The organism is Gilliamella sp. X-60, assembly GCF_057063585.1.
In genome coordinates this window covers 52,306-73,316 of record NZ_JBXSQJ010000007.1, presented here as the reverse complement: position 1 = coordinate 73,316, position 21,011 = coordinate 52,306, and the positions used below count along the sequence as shown (strand labels likewise).

The window sequence follows — 21,011 nt, the reverse complement described above, 5'->3', positions numbered from 1 at the left end:
AACTCATTTTGTTGTTGCAGCATGATTGACATGTTTGCAATAAATTTATTGGTAATTTAGTTTAAAGTAATATCTTATTCAAATGTTGTTGTATAGGGTAGCTTGCCGAAATTTAGCATTTTAGCTTTGGTATCTCGGTTGTTACCTAATCCCTGTAATTCGAAGTTAATAGATAGCTTATTTTCATACTTACTTTTGCGAGAAGTATTGTCCCAGTCTGTGAGTTTTCTACCATATTGCACCGTAGTGCCCCAACAACAGTCACTATAATGCAATCCAACAAAACTGTCTGCTGATTGTCCTAATTTAACATCATAATAATATGAACCAACAGCGCTGACTGTTTGTGATAGTGGCCAAGCTGTCATCATTCCTGCTTGGGAAATATCTTGTCTATAACCTCTATAAAAAGAATTTTTATCTACAGTATCAATATAGTTACGGTTTGCATAGCGATAAGATAATTGCACTAACTTATCGCCCGATGGTCGATACTCAAATGTTGTATTGGCTAATGAAATGGTATCAATTCGAGTATCATACTGAACGCCACTTCTAAAGATTATATCATCACTTATGCGCCAAAAATTATCTGCTGCCCAAGTAATACTACCGGTATCAGAATTTTCATCTAAATCATTATTGTGTTCACTCGTTTTTGATTTTGTAAAATAAGTGATTTGTCCAATTGATAGGTTAAACTTTTCAACTTTGTTATTATCATAAAACCGAGTGGTTACTCCCGTTGATATTTTATTAGTTGAAGCAATTCTATCTAGGCCACTATAAGGCTGATCTCTAAACAAGCCAATATAATCCGATTGTAATATAGTCGAGTCATAGGCGCCAATATTGGATTGTTTTCGATATGGAATATAGATGTATTTTACGCGTGGCTCTAAGGTTTGTGTATAGCCATCAATAATAGGTATATCTCGCTCAAAGATGACTTTACCATCAATACTAAATTTTGGTAAAAAACGATTTACGTTTTTATCTAAATCTTTATATTGATCAATATTTTTTCTAATATTATCTTGATTATAATGAGTTGCCATAAAACCCATTTCAGTGGCTAATGATGACCAAGAATTGGTTAAGGTATAATTAAGTGTAGGTTCAAAATGTGCTCGCCATGCTTTAGGTTTATGTTGCCCAGATGTCAAAAAACGAGACACTTGAGAAAATGCTCTAAATTTGAAAGGACCTAAATCATTATTATAATAACTCATATCCAACTGTGGTTCGGTTTGGTAAAGTGAATTTTTTAATTCTGAGTGAAATGGCTGAAAGTGTTTATAGCCTAACGTGATATCCCAATACTCGTCATTATAAGCAATTTTATAAAACTGCGTTAAATACCCAGCAGTCTGGGAAGCATATTTAGAGCTTAGATTTGTCAGATATTGATTGTCACTAACTCGAGTTGTATCAGCATAAAAACGCCAATTATAGTTTATTAATTCTTCATTTTTCCAATGAAATAACCACCGGTGGCGATTGTCATCATAATTATTGCCATTTAAATGAGTGGTTCTATCTTTATCATATTTACTATCATGTTGTAGCCAGTCAAACGCAAGTGTGCCCAAGCCCAGTTTATTTAAATAGCGAAATTCTGTTTGTAGTTGTACACCACGTTCTTGCAAGAATCTTGGCGTAAAGGTAGCATCATAATTTGGGGCAATATTCCAATATATTGGTTGTGAAAAATCAATTCCATCAATATTGTCATAGCCTAAATTAGGCATTAATAATCCTGAACGACGTTTATCTCCGGTTGGTAATTGTAAATAAGGCGAGTATAGAACGGGTACCTTGCCAATACTAAATACGGCATTCCAAACTTCTAGTAACTGCTCTTCATTGTCATGAATAACCGTTGTTCCCTTTATATCCCATGTGCTGTCATTAACAGGACAAGATGTAAAACTACCATTTTTTAAAATAACATAGCGGTTTTTTGCCAGTTTCATTTGATCAGCATTACCACGACCAAGTCTATTGACAAGATGATAGTCACTTGGAGTCATATTTGCATCATTATTATTTAGATTCATTGATGCATTATTGCCTTTCATTTTTATTAAATTATCTTGATAAGTAATATCGCCTTCTAATGTCACGGTTCGATTATTCTTATCATGGGTGTCAATTGTGACTTTATCTGCTTGAACAGTGCGGTTACCTTGTTCTATTAATACTTCACCTTTATAGATAGCAATGCTTGGATAGACTGCTTCAAATTGGTTAGCCTCAGCATTCACAGGTAAGGTATCGATATCTCCATTGACTAAAGGGCGATCAAACCTAGGAACGTCTATAAGACATTGAGGATTATTGCTAACAGCTGCTTTAGGGAAATCTATAGCATAACTAGAGCTGTTATACAAAGAAAGGGTGATGGCTATTGCAATAAGAGAAGGCGCTAATTTTTTCATCAATGATTAAAAAGTTATTATGATTATTTTAATTACAACATTATAGCGGTTATTTATAAAAGTGCGAATTAAAAATTAACGTTTCATTTTGCGTTTATTGATTTTATTAAGTTGTTTTACCATCACTATTCTTTTTTCGACAGAAGTATATTGAAACTCATCCCACCATTTAGCTAACTCCAATAGTTCTCCTTTTTCGATGGAGGCTCGCATTTCTAAAAGGTCATAAGCAGCTCGAAACTTAGGGTGCTCTAAAATAACAAATGCACGTTTGCCATCTCGTTTTTTCATACGTAGTTGTAAACGCCAAATATCCCCCATGATGGTGGTTAAGCGTCTAGGTATGGCAATATTTTTACATTGTTCACTTAGCACTTCGTTAATTGCCATCGAAAACGAATCATGGAATGGTAAGCCACTTTCGACACATGTTGCTTGTGTTTGTTCCATAATTGGATACCAGAAAAACGCAGCAAATAAAAATGCAGGATTGATTCGTTTGTTGTTTGCAATACGATAATCAGTATTTTTTAGGACTTGCTCAATAATTTTTTCTAAATAACCGTTTTGATTGTTGGCAAACAAACGTTCAATAATAGGAAATAGTTGTTCGAAAAGATTATATTCTCTTAGTAATTTATAAGTTTTATAGCCATTTCCAGTTTGTAATAGTTTAAGTGACTCATCAAAAAGTCGAGCAGAGGGGATATTTTTCAATAATGGCGCAAGATCTCGAATTGGCTCAGCTGTAGTTGGCTCAATTTTCATATTCAATTTTGCAGCAAAACGAACAGTCCTTAGCATTCTAACAGGATCTTCTCGATAACGTGTCTGTGGATCGCCGATTAATCGGATAATGCCTTTTTGTAAATCCTTTAGTCCCCCACAGTAATCGCGTAAGGTGAAATCATTTGCACTGTAATAAAGTGCATTCATGGTGAAATCGCGACGAATTGCATCTTGCTCAATGGTTCCATAGACATTATCGCGTAATAGCATACCTGATTGTGAACGTTTAGAAATATTGGTTTTTCCTTCCTGAGAACCGTGATCGCCACGGAAAGTAGCTACTTCAATAATTTCTTTACCAAACATAATATGAGCAAGACGAAATCGTCTTCCGACTAGGCGACAGTTACGGAAGATTTTCTGAACTTGTTCTGGGGTTGCATTGGTTGTGATATCAAAGTCCTTTGGTGTTTTACCTAAGATGAGATCTCTGATACATCCACCAACTAAATAAGCTTCGTACCCTTGTTTATTTAATCGATGAAGGACTTTTAATGCATTTTCACTAATTTCTTTACGGGATATATTGTGTTCATTGCGTGGAATGGACACATAGCCAACTTTTTGTTGTTCCTCATGACGAAAAAACTTTTGATAAAAACGTGTAACTTGTTTAAAAATAGTGCACCTCAAAAAGTATTTTTGGCTTAATAACAATCATAGCGCGCGATTATATCGTAATTGATAATAAGTTTCCATGTTTCTTAGAATCGGTTTTTTCACTCAGTAAAATTATATTTTCTAAGATGACTTAAATATTATATTTGATTTTTTAAACATAATTATCAACAATAGTAATTAGTATAGTAATATTAGTAGTATTTAATTAAAAACGACAAATTTTGTTTTGCTCTGGTTAGAATGTTTTAACTAACTGATTAAGATAAATAAAACTATACTCAAAACTTCTTCTTACTTATTTGTTTCACAGAATATTATTTATAAAGCATTATAGTTTAAAAAAATTATGAAGAGCTTTTTAATGTTATTTGTTATAACCTTACATATGGAAGTTGTTTGAGTATATACCATTAACTAATAACTTATTGGGGACATTATGAATATTCGTGATTTGGAATATTTTGTTTCGTTAGCTGAATTTCGCCATTTTCGTAAAGCAGCAGATGCTTGCAATGTGAGTCAACCAACTCTTAGTGGTCAAATTAGAAAATTAGAAGATGAATTAGGCGTAATGTTATTAGAACGTACTAGCCGCAAGGTGTTATTTACACAAACGGGTATGATGCTAGTTGAACAGGCCAAAGAGATTTTGCGTAATATCCAAATTTTAAAAGAAATGGCTAGCCGTCAAGGTGAAGAAATGTCTGGACCAATGCATATTGGATTGATTCCTACTATAGCGCCTTATCTTTTACCACATGTCATTACTGTTTTACATGAATCTTTTCCTCAATTAGAGCTTTATTTACACGAAGCACAAACTGCAAGCATAGTTGCTCAGCTCGAAAGCGGTAAACTTGATTGTGCCATTGTTGCGCAAGTTAAGGAAACTGCACAATTTATTGAACTGCCATTATTTGATGAACCTATGTTTTTAGCGGTTCATGCAAATAACGAGTTAGCTAGCAAAAAGACCGTTAAATTATCTGCTTTAAAAGGACAAAAATTCTTAATGTTAGAAGATGGGCATTGTTTGCGTGAACATGCAATGGGGTATTGTTTCCAAGTTGGCATTGATGAAGATAAACAGTTCAAAGCAACCAGCCTTGAAACACTGCGAAGTATGATTTCAGCAGGTCGTGGTATCACTTTATTTCCAGAGCTTGCTGCACCTAACGAGCGAATTCGTGATAATATTTGCTATATTCCGTGTACAGATCCGGTACCATCACGTAGGATTACCTTGATTTATCGCCCTGGTTCGCCATTACGTGCTCGCTATGAGACCATAGCTAAAATTATTCGCGAACATATGCCAAAAGTCCTTGCTGAAAAAGAGCAATTATTAAAAGCCGCTAATTAATGGTAGGTTAGGTATAAAATATTAAAATTGAGCTATCAAATGAAAAATATCAAGATCGGCGGGGTTCGAGCTCAACAAAAAGAAAGAACTCGCCGTACTTTAATTGAAACAGCATTTAATCAACTCAATGCTGAGCAAGGTTTTGCTAGTTTAAGCCTACGAGAAGTAGCACGTGAAGCAGGGATTGCGGCTACTTCATTTTATCGCCATTTTCGTGATATGGATGAGTTGGGTTTAGCCATGGTTGATGAAAGTGGTTTAACTCTTCGCCAATTATTACGCCAAGCACGTAAACGTATTGAAAAAGGCGGTAGTGTATTACGGACATCAGTCACCACATTTATTGAATTTATTGATAAAAACCCAAAAGTCTTTTTATTACTTCTTCGTGAAAAAGCGGGAACATCAGCAGCTTTTCGTTCTGCTATTGCTCGAGAAATTCAACACTTTATTGTAGAGCTTGTCGATTATCTTGATGATGCCAACCAAATGCCTCATCATTATAACGAAGCTCAAGCAGAAGCAATGGTTACTATTGCATTTAATGCGGGTGCAGAAGCGATTGATTTTGATTTGGTACAGCGTGAAAAATTAATTGAGGATCTTATTTTCCAACTTAGAATGGTATCTCGAGGTGCTTATTATCTTTATCATAAAGAACAAATCAAAAAAGATAATCATTAATATAAATGCTATTTTATACTGAAACACATACTTTCCTGAAACTATTTAACAAAATAAAATATGTACTTAGTGAGTAATAAATAGATTAATTGTAGGAAAACATTGGGTTGTTTATTCGTTATGATTAAAATAATCCTCTAAAAATGCATAAAGTATTTTACTGGGAATCGCTTTATACGGTTGAACCACATTATAAAAGTGAATAAATCACTTAATCTTTTGTTTTCTATCTTTTTAATCGCTAACGATTTGTTGATGATGCCACCTTGCCATGAAAGTCCGTATCACGCTTTTCGGCTTGCTCATTCATTTATTAACTGGCAGGTTTTGCGAATTTCTGATTGATACCATGGCTATTTCTTGTTTAACCAATCGATGCTGTGAATTCTCAATTAACCGCGAAACGGTATAGAATCCTGAATATTTTTTACAAAAATTTAACCTAAAAGTAAATATCACATTTCCATTAAAGTACCTATCGCTTTCGGCTTGCTCATTCATTTATTTATTAACTGTCAGGTTTTGCGAAGTTTTGATTGATACCATGGGTATTTCTTGTTTAACCAATCGATGTTGTGAATTCTCAATTAACCGCGAAACGGTATAGAATCCTGAATATTTTTTACAAAAATTTAACCTAAAAGTAAATATCACATCTCCATTAAAGCACCTATCGCTTTCGGCTTGCTCATTCATTTATTAACTGTCAGATTTTGCGAAGTTTTGATTGATACCATGGTTATTTTTTGTTTAACCAATCGATGCTGTGAATTTTCAATTAATCGCGAAACGGTATAGAATCCTGAATATTTTTTACAAAAAATATAACTGAAAAAGTGAGCAGTTGTGTAAATATCCCATAGTGAGTGCAAAACTCACGTAAAAAATTACGTTACCTGTATTCATGTTTTATATTCATTGGCTTTTTCTATTTTAACCAGATGGTTAATACCATCACTCATGTTTTTATAACGTTTGTTCTTACCGGTTAAAGAGGATAAACAGTTTCAATTGGGCTTTTTTTTACACATTATAGATGGTCGGTCGACTAACCATAAAGCATTTGGCTAAAGTGGTAATGGTTATCTTTTCTTTATGATATAACTGTTATATCTCTCGTCTGTGATACGGCATTAGTTTTGTTTTTTTCTGTGTATTTATTACCGTATTTTCTTAAATTACTGTCAATCGGGCGATTAATTTCTACAGATGAATATTATTTGGCTAGCTGAGTTATTATCAATAGTCTGAATTTTTATTACTCAAATTTGCAGATAAGTGGTAAGGACATATATCCAATACTATTGTGGAAAATGCCACAATAGTATTGGTTGCGGTTAATTAAAGGTTTTGTAATACTTTTTCAACACTATCTTTCGCATCGCCAAATAGCATATAGCTATTTTCTTTAAAGAATAGTGGATTTTGTACACCTGCATACCCTGTATTCATTGATCGTTTAGAAATAACGACCGTTTTTGCTTTCCAAACTTCAAGAACTGGCATGCCAGCAATTGGACTATTTGGATCTTCTTCAGCAGCTGGGTTTACTGTATCATTTGCACCAATAACCCAAACAACATCCGTATCAGGGAAGTCATCATTGATTTCATCCATTTCAAGAACAATATCATAAGGCACTTTGGCTTCTGCGAGCAATACATTCATATGACCAGGTAAACGTCCAGCAACAGGATGAATACCAAATCTTACTTCGATATCCATTGCGCGTAGTTTTTCGGTAATATTACTTACAGCACCTTGTGCTTGTGCAACAGCCATACCATAGCCAGGAACGATGATAACAGAACGCGCTTCTTTTAATGTTTGCGCAACTTCGGTTGGTTGCATTTCACGGTACTCACCTTGTTCTTCATCAGATGAACTAGCTGCGCTACCATCGCTACCGAAACCGCCAGCAATAACACTGATAAATGAACGGTTCATTGCTTTACACATAATATATGAAAGAATAGCACCTGATGAACCAACTAATGCACCAGTTACAATTAGAAGATCATTACCTAGCATAAAGCCTGCCGCTGCCGCTGCCCAACCCGAATAAGAGTTTAGCATTGAAATAACAACAGGCATGTCAGCACCACCAATTGAGGCCACTAAATGGAAACCAAAAACGAATGCAATAATTGTCATGATTAATAAGCTAATTGTAGCACCTACTCCACTTTCGCATTTAACAAAGACAAACATTAAAATGGTAGAAACAACAATTGCAGCTAGATTCCAATAATGCTTATTTGGTATGGATAATGGTTTTGAGCTAATGCGTCCATTTAATTTACCAAATGCGACAATAGAGCCTGAGAAGGTTACTGCACCGATAAAGACGCCAACAAAAATCTCTACTAAATGTACAGTCAGTTCACCACCGTGAAAATCTTGAATGTGAGAATCTAAAAAGCTATTTAAGCCAACAAGAACCGCAGCCATTCCCACGAAGCTATGAAGTAGTGCAACAAGTTCTGGCATTTGTGTCATTTCAACTTTTTTGGCCAGATATAAACCAATTGCAGCGCCGATAACCATAGCAATGATGATCCAGTGTAATCCACCTTTGATACTAGCAACTGCCGCGATAAGTGCAATTGCCATTCCAATCATACCGTAGATATTTCCTGATTTGGCCGATTCTTGGTTAGAAAGACCCCGTAAGCTAAAGATAAAAAGTAATGCAGCAATAACATAGGCTGCTTGAATGATTCCATTACTCATAATGTATGCTCTCCTTTACTTGCCACGTTGGAACATTTTCAGCATTCTTTGAGTAACAAAGAATCCACCAAAAATATTGATACTAGCAATCAAAATAGCAACAAAGGCAATCGCCGTAGTTAAACTATTATCATCGCCGACTTGTAATATTGCACCGACTAATATAATCCCAGAAATTGCATTTGTTACCGACATCAGAGGAGTATGTAAAGAGTGTGTGACATTCCATACTACGTAATAGCCAACAACACAAGATAATGCAAATACAGTAAAATGTCCTAAAAAGCTTTCAGGAACAGAGTGAGCAAGCCAGAAGAAAGCAATGAGAGCCAAAGCTAAAATGCCATATTTTTTACGAGGATCCATTGGTTTAGGTTCAGGTTTAGCAATTGGTTCAGCTGCTTTTTTCTGAGGTTGAGCTGATACCTGAATTGGCGGTGCTGGCCAAGTAATTTCTTTGTCTTTAACCACCGTTACACCACGGATTACGACATCTTCAAAATTGATATCAATATTCCCGTCTTTTTCTTTAGCAAGCAGTTTTAATAGGTTAACAATGTTCGTACCATAAAGTTGTGATGCTTGCGCTGGCATACGATTAGCTAAATCAGTATAACCAACAATCTTTACATTGTTATCTGTTTCGAAAACTTCACCTGGTTTAGTCAATTCACAGTTTCCGCCAGTTAATGCTGCTAAATCAACAATAACACTGCCAGGTTTCATTGATTCAACCATTTCTTTCGAAATAAGTTTTGGTGCAGGCTTGCCTGGAATTAATGCTGTTGTGATAATAATATCAACATCTTTCGCTTGCTCAGCAAATAGGGCCATTTCAGCTTCAATAAAGGCGGCTGACATCTGTTTAGCATAGCCATCGCCAGAACCGGCTTCTTCTTCAAAATCTAGCTCTAAAAAGTCGGCCCCCATGCTGTTAATTTGCTCAGCAACTTCAGGACGGGTGTCAAAAGCACGAACAATCGCACCTAAACTCACCGCTGCGCCAATAGCTGCCAGTCCAGCAACACCAGCTCCAATAACTAATACTTTAGCTGGAGGAACTTTACCTGCAGCAGTAACTTGACCGGTAAAGAATCGACCAAATTGATTTGCTGCTTCGATAACTGAACGGTAACCGGCAATATTAGACATTGAACTCAATGCATCTAAAGATTGTGCGCGTGAAATACGTGGCACACAGTCCATTGCCATAACAGTAATATTTTTAGTGGCAAGTTTTTCTAATAGTTCTTTATGTTGGGCTGGATAAATATAACTGATAAGGGTTGATCCCTCTTTCATTAAAGCAATTTCATCATCTGTTGGCGCATGAAATTTTAAAATCAGATCATTTTGCCAAATTTCTTGCGTGTTTTGAATGGTTGCTCCAGCATCAATAAAAGCTTGATCTTCAAAATGAGCAGCATGTCCAGCGCCCTGTTCTACAGAGACTGTAAAGCCAAGTTTTAACAGTTGTCCAACAGTTTGAGGAGTTGCTGCAACTCTAGCTTCATTGGCTAACCGTTCTTTAGGTATACCGATATGCATTTCGTTACGTCCTTATGTTAGTTTATAGATAGAATGTATGGTGATTTTAGCATAAATAGGTTTCTGTGCGAGTAGGGAATCTATTTTTTATTCAAGAAATAAGATTTTAAATTATTTTAGTGATATTTATTAATTAATATTATTATGAAGCTATCTCTAAATAGCCATAATTTAAATAATACAGTTTTAACCCTTTCATCGAATTCCATTACAAATTTACTCTATATTGTTATATAATTGATAGCATTTTTATTGATACCGCACAGAGATAAAACCTCTGAGGTATGTTTCGATTTTGTTCTCCTTGAATTAAGGATTCTTTATGATTGATTTTTCCCAATCAGTGCCAGAATTGGTTGCTTGGGCAAAAAAAAATGATTTTTCGATCTTATTACCAGTTGAACGGCTTGCTTTTTTATTAGCAATAGCGGTATTAAATAGTGAACGGTTTGATGGTGAAATGACGGAATCTGAATTAGTTGATGCCTTTCGCCATGTGTCGCAAATTTTCGAACAGAGTGAAGAAACGATAACTGTTAGAGCTAACAATGCGATAAACGATCTCGTTCGCCAACGTTTTATTACTCGATTTACGAGTGAAATGACTGATGGGTTTTCTATCTACCGTTTGACGCCATTGGGAATAGGTATTACTGATTATTATATTCGTCAGCGAGAGTTTTCTACCTTACGTTTATCTCTTCAACTTTCTATAGTTGCACAAGAGTTAAAACGTGCTGCCGACGCTGCGCTTGAAGGGGGAGATGATCTGCATTGGCATCGAAATGTTTTTGCGCCGTTAAAATATTCTGTTGCTGAGATTTTTGACAGTATTGATATCACGCAACGTGTTATGGATGAGCAGCAGGCAGATGTGAAGCAAAACATTTCAGCCTTATTAAGCCAAGATTGGCAAGCAGCAATTAGCAGTTGTGAAGGTTTACTCACCGAAACATCGCAGACCTTGCGTGAGTTACAAGATACTTTAGCTGCTGCAGGGGATAAGCTACAAGCTAGTCTTCTTTTGATCCAAGATGCAATATTGGACAATCCTGATCTTGATAAAATTAACAATGTGATTATAGATTTACAGGGCAAACTTGACCGGATTATTGGTTGGGGGCAAAAAGCGATAGATCTTTGGATAGGTTATGATCGCCATGTACATAAGTTTATTCGTACCGCAATTGATTTAGATAAGAATCGCGTTTTTTCGCAGCGTTTACGTAAATCAATTCAAAATTACTTTGATTTGCCTTGGTCACTGACTTTTGCTAATGCTGATCGTTTGCTTGATATGCGTGATGAAGAATTAGTCTTACACGAAGCAGAGGTAACTGGCGAATTACCATCAGAGCTCGAATTTGAAATGATTGAAGAAATCCAAGAGCATATTATTGCGCATATTGAACAAAATCTACTGATCTTTAAGCAAGAAAATAAACCTCTTGATATGAGTATTGCCATTCGCAGTTATTTAGCGCAGTTCCCACGCGAACAACATTTTGATATTGCAAGGTTATTTATCGATCAAGCTATTCGTTTAGGTATTGCCGAAGACGATTTGCTAGGTATCCCTGCCGAATGGAAACTGATTAACGATTATGGAGCTAAGGTACAAGCACATGTCATCAACAAATACTAAAAATTTAGAAATAGAATCAACAGCCCAGCACCTTGATAAAGTTATGGGGCGTATTGCAGCCAGTTCTCAAGCATCAATCGATAAATATATGCCTGTAAAATTAGCGCAGGCGATTGCTAATCCAATTTTTCCAGAACTTGATAGCTTACTACGATCAGGGCGGCATATTGGTATTGATGAGCTTGATCATCATGCCTTTCTAATGGATTTCCAACTTGAGCTTGAGCAATTTTATCAACGTTATAATGTTGAATTGATTCGAGCGCCAGAAGGCTTTTTCTACTTGCGTCCACGCTCTACAACATTAATTCCTCGTTCAGTATTATCGGAACTTGATATGCTTGTTGGTAAAGTACTTTGTTATCTATATTTAAGTCCAGAACGATTGGCTCATGAAGGCATTTTTACCTTACAAGAGCTATTTGATGAGCTGGTTTCGTTAGCTGATGAAAATAAATTACTAAAATTAGTCAACCAGCGTTCAACCGGTTCAGATTTAGATCGCCAAAAACTCTTTGATAAAGTAAAAACAGCCTTAAATCGCTTACGTCGGTTAGGCATGATTTTTTTTATTGTTGGCAATGACAGCAATCGTTTTCGTATTAACGAAGCTATCTTCCGTTTTGGGGCAGATGTACGTAGTAGCGATGATGCGCAAGAAGCGCAATTGCGCTTAATCCGAGATGGTGAAGCAATTAAAATTGAATCATCACTGACTTTAGATAATGATAACAGCGAAGAACAAGATGAAGACGTTAATGAGGAGACAGAATAAACATGATTGGACACGGTAAATTTCACTCATTAACGTTAATTAACTGGAATGGTTTTTTTGCGCGAACTTTTGAGCTAGACCAATTAGTCACAACACTATCGGGTGGTAATGGGGCTGGTAAATCAACCACAATGGCGGCATTTGTAACTGCATTAATTCCTGACTTAACCTTATTACACTTTAGAAATACAACGGAGGCAGGGGCGACTTCAGGTTCACGAGACAAAGGCTTGCATGGTAAATTAAAACCGGGTGTTTGTTATTCTATGCTTGATGTGATTAATTCTCGTAACCAACGTATTATTTGTGGTGTCCGCTTACAACAAGTTGCAGGTCGCGATAAAAAAGTCGATATCAAACCATTTTTACTGCAAGGTTTACCTATTGGTATAAGCCCAACAGAATTGGTAACAGAACGACTCAATGACAAACAAGCTCGCATTTTATCGTTACCCGAACTAAAAGATAAAGTTGAATTGATGGATGGTATTATCTTCAAACAATTTAACTCGATTACTGATTATCATTCAGTTATGTTTGATTTTGGCATTTTACCAAAACGCTTACGTTCACCATCAGATAGAAGTAAATATTACCGATTGATCGAAGCTTCACTTTATGGTGGTATCTCAAGTGCTATTACACGTTCACTACGTGACTATTTATTACCTGAAAATGGTGGGGTGCGTAAAGCTTTCCAAGATATGGAAGCGGCACTGCGTGAAAACCGAATGACATTAGAAGCGATTCGAGTTACACAATCCGATCGGGATTTATTCAAACATCTTATTACTGAATCGACCAATTATGTCGCGGCCGATTATATGCGTCATGCTAACGAACGCCGAGTGCATATTGAATCGGTACTTGGCTTGCGTCGTGATATGTTTAAAACGCAAGATCAGCTTATTAGTAATCAATACCGCCAAGTAGAAACGGCGAAAGAACTTAAAGAGTATCAAGAAGCGCAAAGCGATTTGGAAACTGATTTACAAGCCGCTAATGATCACCTCAACTTAGCACAAACAGCGCTACGCCAACAAGAAAAAATCGACCGCTATCAAGCAGATTTAGATGACTTAAATTTAAAGCTTGAAGAACAAAACGAAGTGGTACTTGAAGCGAATGAACAGTACCAAGTTTATCGTGATCAGGTTAACGAAACAGAGCAAGAAGTCGATGAAATCAAAACACAGTTGGCGGATTATCAGCAAGCACTTGATGTTCAACAAACACGAGCAATTCAATACCAACAGGCTTTACAGGCACTAAAAAATGCGCAGTCATTATGTCAGCTACCAAAACTAGGTATTAGCAATATCGAAGATCACTTTGCCGTGTTTGATGAAAAGCAAAAAGAGATCACCGAACAAGTTCTTGAACTTGAACAAAAATTAAGTGTATCTGATGCAGCCATTAATCAATTTGATCGGGCTTATCAATTGGTGATTAAATTAGTTGGTGATGTGACACGTAGTGATGCCTTTGTTGCAGCGAAAGAAGCATTAAGAAAATGGCCATCACAATGTTATCAAGCTGAACAAGCGCAACATTTACAGCTACAACTTGATGAACTAGAACAACGCTTTTTTGAGCAAAAAGAAGCAGAATCATTACTAACACAGTTTTGTAAACGTATTGGACGACAAATTAATTATGATGAGCTTGACGAATTAAAACAAGAGATCGAATCCCAACTAGATGAGAATGCGGAGCGGGCTAACGAATCAAGCGAAAAGCGTATTGAATTTAGACAAGAACTTGAGCAGATTCAATCGAAAATTACTGATTATCACCAAAAAGCACCATTATGGTTAAAAGCTCAAGATGCGTTAATTGCTTTGCAAGAACAAACCGGTGAAACGTTTAATAACAGTCAAGCCGTAACTCAACATATGCAAAAGTTGCTTGAAAGAGAGCGAATATTAGTTACTGAACGAGATCAAATTAGCTTTAGACGTAATCAATTAGATGTCCAAATTGAGCAACTTAACCAACCTAGTGGTGTTGATGATGGTCGTTTATCTGCATTGTCTGAACGCTTCAACGGTGTATTACTTTCTGAAATTTATGAAGACGTAACCATTGATGATGCGCCTTACTTTTCAGCGCTCTATGGTCCAGCAAGGCAAGCTATCGTTGTACCAGACTTATCATTAGTTAAACAGCAATTAGAAAGCCTTACTGCAAGTGATGAAGATTATCCTGAAGATATCTACTTTATTGAAGGTGATCCTTCATCATTTGATGATAGCGTTTTTGATTGTGAAGAGATGAATAAATCCGTACTAGTCAAAACAGGCGATCGCCAATGGCGATTTTCAAGTTTTCCAAGTGTACCACTATTTGGTCGAGCAGCGCGTGAAGTTCATCTTGAAAAACTATCGGTTGAACGTGATGAATTACATGAACGTTATGCAACAATTTCATTTGATTTACAAAAATTACAACGCATTGAGCAAAATGTTGGACAATTTATAGGTCAATATCTTGCGGTTGCTTTTGATATCGACCCTGAAGCGGAAGCGCAAAAATTAGCGACAAGACGCACCGAAATTGAACGTCAATTATCATCTCAAGAAAGTATTGATCAGCAAAACCAACAGCAAGTTATTAATTGCAAAGAGCAATTAGCTACTGTTAATAAGCTTGCTGCTCAGATGCACTTGCTTGCAGATGAAGATTTAGCGGATCGGGTTGATGAATTACGTGAACAATTAGCTGAAGCGCAAGATTCTGTGCAATATGTTAACCGTAATTGTAATACCGTTTCAGAACTTGAACCGATTGTGGCAGTATTACAAAGTGATCCTGAACAAAATGAATCGCTTCGTGAACATTACAACATGGTCAAAGCACAGCAACAAACGATTCGCCAACAAGTCTTTGCGTTAACTGAAGTCATACAACGCCGAGCTCACTTTAGTTATGAAGATTCGGCTGGCATGTTGAGTGAAAATAGTGATTTAAATGAAAAATTGCGGTCTCGATTAGAAGTGGTTGAAGCGCAAAGATCTGAAGCGCGTAGTCAAATGCAACAATATCAAGATAAATATAATCAATATAACCAAACGCTTGCCTCGCTCAAAAGTGCATTTGAAACTAAGCGTGATATGTTGCATGAACTACAAAAAGAGATCGAACAAATTGGCGTAAAAGCGGACGCGATCACAGAAGAACGAGCGCGATTGCGCCGTGATGAAGTCCATCAAAAATTAAATAATAACCGTCAACATTGTACAGCGCTTGAAAAACAACTGATTATGTGTGAAAGCGAAATGACACAGATGCAAAAACGCTTAACTCAAACACTGCGTGATTATAAACAACTTCGCGAACAGGTAGTACAAGCGAAAGCAGGATGGTGTTTAGTATTAAGGTTGGTTAAAGAAAATAGTGTTGAACGTCGACTACATCGCCGAGAACTTGCTTACTTAAGTGCTGATGAGCTACGTTCTATGTCGGATAAGGCATTGGGTTCGTTACGCTTGGCAGTTAATGACAATGAACATCTACGGGATGTTTTAAGATTATCAGAAGATCCAAAACGTCCAGAACGTAAAATTCAATTCTATATCGCAGTTTATGCACATTTACGCGAACGAATTCGCCAAGATATTGTGAAAACAGATGACCCTATTGAAGCGATCGAACAGATGGAAATTGAATTGTCACGCTTAACGGAAGAACTCACATCGCGTGAACAGCAGCTGGCAATTAGTTCAAAGAGCGTGTCCAATATTATCCGTAAAACTATACAGCGAGAGCAAAATCGTATACGTATGCTTAATCAAGGTTTACAAGCGGTAGCATTCGGTCAAGTCAATGGCGTACGCTTAAATGTTAGTGTTCGAGAAGCACACTCTACTCTGTTATCAGCATTATCTGATGAGCAAAACGAACATCAAGATCTATTTAGTAATAATCGTATTACGTTTTCAGAAGCTGTAGCTAAACTTTATCAACGTTTAAACCCACATATTGATATGGGACAACGAACTGCGCAAAATATAGGTGAAGAACTGCTTGATTATCGGAATTATCTTGAAATGGATGTTGAAGTGAATCGTGGTGCAGATGGGTGGCTACGTGCTGAAAGTGGTGCGCTATCAACTGGTGAGGCAATTGGTACGGGTATGTCAATTTTACTCATGGTTATTCAAAGTTGGGAAGAAGAATCCAAACGACTACGTAATAAAGACATTTTACCATGTCGTTTATTATTCTTGGACGAAGCTGCTCGACTAGATGCCAAATCCATTGCAACTCTATTTGAGCTTTGCGAACGGCTAGAAATGCAATTAATCATTGCCGCTCCAGAAAACATCAGCCCAGAAAAAGGCACAACGTATAAACTTGTACGTAAAGTGATGAACAACCAAGAACATGTGCATGTGGTAGGTTTAAGAGGGTTTGCTTAATTTGTTTTGCCGACATTGTCGGCAAAACATTGGCGTATTTTGTAAAAAAGTTTCAGGTAACTATACGTTTTAGTATAAAATATAATTACAGATTCAGCTTATAATTACTAATTGAGTTTGGACAACTAAAGGTGTGATCGTTTTTTTGTTCAGTATTTTCAGTAAGCTCTTGATGTATGATAAACCATATCCAAATCTATATAAAAAACCGCCAATTCAGGCGGTTTATCAATTATGCACATATTTTGTTATACCAATTAATACTTCAATAGTATATTACTCTTTTGCTATTTTATTTAAGGCTAATGGCAAAAACTCATCTAATTGGCTTTCCACTTTAGTATAGGCTTCCAGTGGTTTTTTATATGGGTCAGAAAGGTCTTCCTTTTTGCCTGTTGAAAATTCTGCTAATGTAAATACTTTATCTTTAGCTTCAGGATATTCACTTAAAATCGTGTCTTTATGTTTTTGCGTCATGGTCAACAAATATTCTGATTTATCGATATCTTCTTTCGTTAATTGTGTCGCTTTGTGTGATGAAATATCAATGCCCCTTAACTTTAAAACAGTAATAGTTCCATCTTCGGGTACAACTTCTTTGGGATCAACATTGACACCTCGGGATTGAACGACAATATTAAAATTGTGTTTTTTTATGTAATCACTAGCGATAGCTTCTGCCATAGGGCTTCTTCCAGTATTACCAGTACAAACAAAAGTGACAAGATGCTCTAATGAAAAACAAGATGCACTAAAAAACACCAATAAACCAGCTAAATATTTTTTTAAAGTGTACATTCTATTTCCTGACTATTTACATATTGAAGTTATCTTTACGAAAATTCTATACTAACTAATACTAACCGCAAGTCCATTATCACCTTTTAACTAAATTTGATTTAAATTACAGAGCATTCTTGTATCTAACCAATACAATCTACTCTTACTCTTGTGAATAGCGCCTTAAACTAAAAATGTATTAATAGTAGAGTATTTTGGATCGTAATAATTTTAGGTATATATATTGTATTTGTATACCTAACCATATAACTAAAAACTTTGGATGTAGACGAACCTTACTGATACTTACAGAATAATGAAATAGTCTTCAAGGCTTGTTATTGTTGGGGTTGATGTGCTTTTTAGGGTTTAAAAGAATGTTGTTGTTTATTGATTTGGTGCGTTTGCAGGAAGTCCAATTTCTTTTGATTGATAGTAATTATCTTCTTTAGTTATAAAAAATTTATACCATTTATCGTAATGAAAGATAGTTACACATCGATCATACTCATAAAATTTTTCGCACATAAATTTAGCTCCAATAAAATATAACAATTTATTTCTAATGATAGTAATCTACTTTTACATAAGTATACATTCTAAATATGTGCTAATTTATCTTATTATTTTCAATAAAAATAATTTTAGTTTGCTACACGGATATATGTATAGCTGTCTTCATAATGAAGATAACTGCCTTTTGAATCTTAATCGGGTCCGATTTACTTAAGCAATGGCTTCCCTTTTTCTGTGGAAGCAAGCTTTAGCAATTATTACCGCTTTTGCTTAGATTAGTATATTAGTATCCATTAATTTAAAGTATTTTCACTGTATACCTATTTTTATTATGAATAGATCAGCCTAGACGCAAATAATACATTAATATACAGTTAGGTACATTATAGCACTGTGTTTATATGCATTAAATTTTTTTAGGTATGAAATTATTGGGGTTACTAATCAGGAATTTTTATACACATAGTGATAAGATGATCACCATCTTCTTTGGTAGGCAATATTTTAAATCCGTATTTTTTATATAGTGCTATCAATGAGGGATTATTATTACATTCTAATATAGCAAATCTACCGCCAGCCATAGCGCGGATTTGTTTAATTATTGTGAAAGTTTCTTGTAATATTAACCTAAGATTTATAGGATTATTTTCAATTGCGAAATTTTTACCAATTTGACCAATCAAATGAACTTTTATTTCTGTAGCGTGCTTATTAAAGCCATCCATACTAGATACTAATGTTTTAGATATTTCAAAATCACTTGATTGTATTGATGTAAATGCTAAAGAAAAATAGGCGAGAATATCAAGATTATCTTCGTTGATAATAAGATAGGTTTTTGATACGTTCCTTTTGCTAAATTCTATCGATGAATTGCATAAAAAATCTTGTAAATCCTTATTTCTAGGGCAAGAAAAACAACAAAGGAGGCTTTTTATTTCCTCCTCGTCATATTCATTAATAAGTTCATCTAGATTAACCGTGAGCATTTTTTCGGGTTAAAACTTTAGAAAATAATTTTACTGCTTTTTTAGATTCGGCTTTCTCGTCTCGCTCGCGAGTTTTTATCGTACTTTGTGCTTTCTCTAGTTCCTGAAATACATTAATGTCACGAGGCTCAGCCAAAACAAACGTTTTGCTAAATGATGATGTAGCCATATTATGCCTCCTAAAAAGTACAATTACACAAGTTGTGTAATATTATATAGCTCTATTTTGTTATATCAATATGTATTTAACTGTTTAAAACAGAATATAAATCAATATGAGAAAAAAATAATAAATATTTAATTTTATTTAAATTAAAATTTAGGAAAGAATTTTATAAGCTGTCTTCATAATGAAGATAACTGCCTTTTATGATTAAATTGGTATCCATTTATTAAATACCTTTTTGCTGGATACTTGTTTGGATGCCTATTTTTATTGTCAATAGATCAGCTACGACACAAATAATAAATTTATATGCTTTTAGATATGTTATAGCACTGTTTATTTATACATAAAAATGGGAGGGGGTAGTTAAATCAACTTTTTTAAATTATCTAAGTGAGCACAAGTAAATCCCATTTCACCATAATTAACATCATCAACTAAAATAGGTAAGCGGTCTATATGATTGATAATTTTCTTTAACCATTTTGAATTAGTACTAAATAACCTTATTAACATCCACATTAAGCAAATAGTTCCAAATATCTTTTCCCAACTGACATCATTAGGGTTAATAATCTTTAATTCATCTAACAATTTTAGATTAAATTTAGAGGAATTTATTGAATTATTCCAAATTCTAGCGTGGTGAGCACATTTATTTCTTATAATATTTAAATGTTGTAATGCGCCTTTCATATTTTTCTTATGGTAGTTAGCCAATCTTTTATCATTAAAAATTGCTTGGCATATAACCAATTTATACCTATCTTTCAGCATTCCATAAAATTTAGATAACATTCCAAAATCCCATATCTCTGTTACAGCCCAAATAGGAATATCTTGATAATTTTCTTTATGCCAACGAATACAATCATCTTTACTGTTTTCTATACTATTATTAAGTTTATCCAACCACTGGTCATATTTTGATTTGAACCCATTATGCGTATTCAAGTAACATGTATCTATAAGAGATCTGTTCTTGTACCCCAGCGGATCAATTTCGCCTATAGTATGAGCTATAACTGATCTCATAAAATTTTCAATTCTAGCAATTCCTTCAAATAATAATATCTTTAATTCACAATCAAAAAGATATAAAGAATTAATTTTTTCAATCGTCGTATTGGGAGTAAAAATATTTTTTCTCTTTGGGATGCTTGGAAAACGAATTGGGTTTAATATCAAATTCGTAGGGGATTGCTGTAGATGAAAAGTAATAGGACAGCGATATCGATACCAGAAACCAGATAATCTATAATAACCCACCTGTTTTAGTTTCTTAATCGCCCATTCTTCATCAGATATAATCATTCCTCTTTTTTTCAAAAGCTCAAGCTGTTGATCATAACTTTTATAGCATTTAATTGTTTTTTTTTGTTATTTTCATAAACAATTTTTAGATAAAAGAAAGCCCCGAACGTAACTATAAATCAATTGTTAGATTGACTTATAGAAAGTGGTATAGGGGCATTGTTAGATGTAATTTTATCTGTTTTTTATTAAATGTCTACTAATGTTTATTTACCTTTATTGA

Annotated in this window: 13 protein-coding genes; 5 read left to right on the top strand and 8 right to left on the bottom strand. The window is 35.0% G+C overall.

Annotation, left to right across the window (positions count from 1 at the left end; all coding sequences use genetic code 11):
• Window positions 1-74 precede the first annotated feature (74 nt).
• A complete protein-coding gene (gene lptD / locus ACYIAM_RS05400) occupies window positions 75-2,441 on the bottom strand; it encodes an LPS assembly protein LptD (protein ID WP_483747529.1) in 2,367 nt (788 codons plus the stop codon).
• Window positions 2,442-2,516: 75 nt separating this feature from the next.
• Window positions 2,517-3,851: a polynucleotide adenylyltransferase PcnB gene (pcnB, locus tag ACYIAM_RS05395; protein WP_483747556.1), complete on the bottom strand. Its 1,335-nt coding sequence runs from the start codon at window positions 3,849-3,851 to the stop codon at window positions 2,517-2,519.
• Between the two features lie 436 nt (window positions 3,852-4,287).
• Here pcnB and oxyR point away from each other — a divergent pair, with 436 nt between their 5' ends.
• Window positions 4,288-5,214: a DNA-binding transcriptional regulator OxyR gene (oxyR, locus tag ACYIAM_RS05390; RefSeq protein WP_065638341.1), complete on the top strand. Its 927-nt coding sequence runs from the start codon at window positions 4,288-4,290 to the stop codon at window positions 5,212-5,214.
• Between the two features lie 39 nt (window positions 5,215-5,253).
• Window positions 5,254-5,898, top strand: coding sequence for an HTH-type transcriptional repressor FabR (fabR, locus tag ACYIAM_RS05385; RefSeq protein ID WP_065638342.1), 645 nt, complete (start codon window positions 5,254-5,256; stop codon window positions 5,896-5,898).
• Window positions 5,899-7,239: 1,341 nt separating this feature from the next.
• On the opposite strand, the gene pntB is transcribed toward fabR, so the two are convergent.
• On the bottom strand, window positions 7,240-8,631 hold the full coding sequence (pntB, locus tag ACYIAM_RS05380; RefSeq protein WP_483747528.1) for a Re/Si-specific NAD(P)(+) transhydrogenase subunit beta: 1,392 nt from the start codon (window positions 8,629-8,631) through the stop codon (window positions 7,240-7,242).
• 15 nt (window positions 8,632-8,646) lie between these two features.
• Window positions 8,647-10,179, bottom strand: coding sequence for a Re/Si-specific NAD(P)(+) transhydrogenase subunit alpha (gene pntA, locus ACYIAM_RS05375; protein ID WP_483747527.1), 1,533 nt, complete (start codon window positions 10,177-10,179; stop codon window positions 8,647-8,649).
• 322 nt (window positions 10,180-10,501) lie between these two features.
• Here pntA and mukF point away from each other — a divergent pair, with 322 nt between their 5' ends.
• Genes mukF through mukB form a run of 3 tightly spaced genes read left to right on the top strand, consistent with a single transcriptional unit; the run spans window position 10,502 to window position 17,020 of the window.
• Window positions 10,502-11,824, top strand: a complete 1,323-nt coding sequence (mukF, locus tag ACYIAM_RS05370) for a chromosome partition protein MukF (RefSeq protein WP_174796663.1) — start codon at window positions 10,502-10,504, stop codon at window positions 11,822-11,824.
• Between the two features lie 43 nt (window positions 11,825-11,867).
• Window positions 11,868-12,599, top strand: a complete 732-nt coding sequence (mukE, locus tag ACYIAM_RS05365; RefSeq protein ID WP_174796748.1) for a chromosome partition protein MukE — start codon at window positions 11,868-11,870, stop codon at window positions 12,597-12,599.
• 2 nt (window positions 12,600-12,601) lie between these two features.
• A complete protein-coding gene (gene mukB, locus ACYIAM_RS05360; protein ID WP_483747526.1) occupies window positions 12,602-17,020 on the top strand; it encodes a chromosome partition protein MukB in 4,419 nt (1,472 codons plus the stop codon).
• A 276-nt stretch (window positions 17,021-17,296) separates the two neighbouring features.
• On the opposite strand, the gene ACYIAM_RS05355 is transcribed toward mukB, so the two are convergent.
• The 4 genes from ACYIAM_RS05355 to ACYIAM_RS05340 all read right to left on the bottom strand — a co-directional run bounded on the left by ACYIAM_RS05355 (window position 17,297) and on the right by ACYIAM_RS05340 (window position 20,788).
• A complete protein-coding gene (locus ACYIAM_RS05355; protein ID WP_483747525.1) occupies window positions 17,297-17,818 on the bottom strand; it encodes a low molecular weight protein arginine phosphatase in 522 nt (173 codons plus the stop codon).
• A 938-nt stretch (window positions 17,819-18,756) separates the two neighbouring features.
• The gene (locus ACYIAM_RS05350) at window positions 18,757-19,308 is read right to left on the bottom strand and encodes an acetyltransferase (protein WP_483747524.1); all 552 of its coding nucleotides are present in this window, start codon (window positions 19,306-19,308) and stop codon (window positions 18,757-18,759) included.
• Window positions 19,295-19,477, bottom strand: a complete 183-nt coding sequence (locus tag ACYIAM_RS05345) for a hypothetical protein (RefSeq protein ID WP_065627087.1) — start codon at window positions 19,475-19,477, stop codon at window positions 19,295-19,297. Before ACYIAM_RS05345 ends, ACYIAM_RS05350 begins: the two co-directional genes overlap by 14 nt.
• A 363-nt stretch (window positions 19,478-19,840) precedes the next feature.
• Window positions 19,841-20,788 carry an Abi family protein gene (locus tag ACYIAM_RS05340; RefSeq protein ID WP_483747523.1) on the bottom strand — a complete coding sequence of 316 codons (948 nt, stop codon included), beginning with the start codon at window positions 20,786-20,788 and terminating at the stop codon, window positions 19,841-19,843.
• Between the last annotated feature and the right edge of the window lie 223 nt (window positions 20,789-21,011).

Bases quoted from the DNA above. Each gene is read 5' to 3' on its own strand.
- ACYIAM_RS05340 (WP_483747523.1), bottom strand. From the start codon at position 20,788: ATGATTATATCTGATGAAGAATGGGCGATTAAGAAACTAAAACAGGTG.
- ACYIAM_RS05350 (WP_483747524.1), bottom strand. From the start codon at position 19,308: ATGCTCACGGTTAATCTAGATGAACTTATTAATGAATATGACGAGGAG.
- pntA (WP_483747527.1), bottom strand. From the start codon at position 10,179: ATGCATATCGGTATACCTAAAGAACGGTTAGCCAATGAAGCTAGAGTT.
- lptD (WP_483747529.1), bottom strand. From the start codon at position 2,441: ATGAAAAAATTAGCGCCTTCTCTTATTGCAATAGCCATCACCCTTTCT.
- mukB (WP_483747526.1), top strand. From the start codon at position 12,602: ATGATTGGACACGGTAAATTTCACTCATTAACGTTAATTAACTGGAAT.
- pntB (WP_483747528.1), bottom strand. From the start codon at position 8,631: ATGAGTAATGGAATCATTCAAGCAGCCTATGTTATTGCTGCATTACTT.
- mukE (WP_174796748.1), top strand. From the start codon at position 11,868: ATGGGGCGTATTGCAGCCAGTTCTCAAGCATCAATCGATAAATATATG.
- mukF (WP_174796663.1), top strand. From the start codon at position 10,502: ATGATTGATTTTTCCCAATCAGTGCCAGAATTGGTTGCTTGGGCAAAA.
- fabR (WP_065638342.1), top strand. From the start codon at position 5,254: ATGAAAAATATCAAGATCGGCGGGGTTCGAGCTCAACAAAAAGAAAGA.
- ACYIAM_RS05345 (WP_065627087.1), bottom strand. From the start codon at position 19,477: ATGGCTACATCATCATTTAGCAAAACGTTTGTTTTGGCTGAGCCTCGT.
- ACYIAM_RS05355 (WP_483747525.1), bottom strand. From the start codon at position 17,818: ATGTACACTTTAAAAAAATATTTAGCTGGTTTATTGGTGTTTTTTAGT.
- oxyR (WP_065638341.1), top strand. From the start codon at position 4,288: ATGAATATTCGTGATTTGGAATATTTTGTTTCGTTAGCTGAATTTCGC.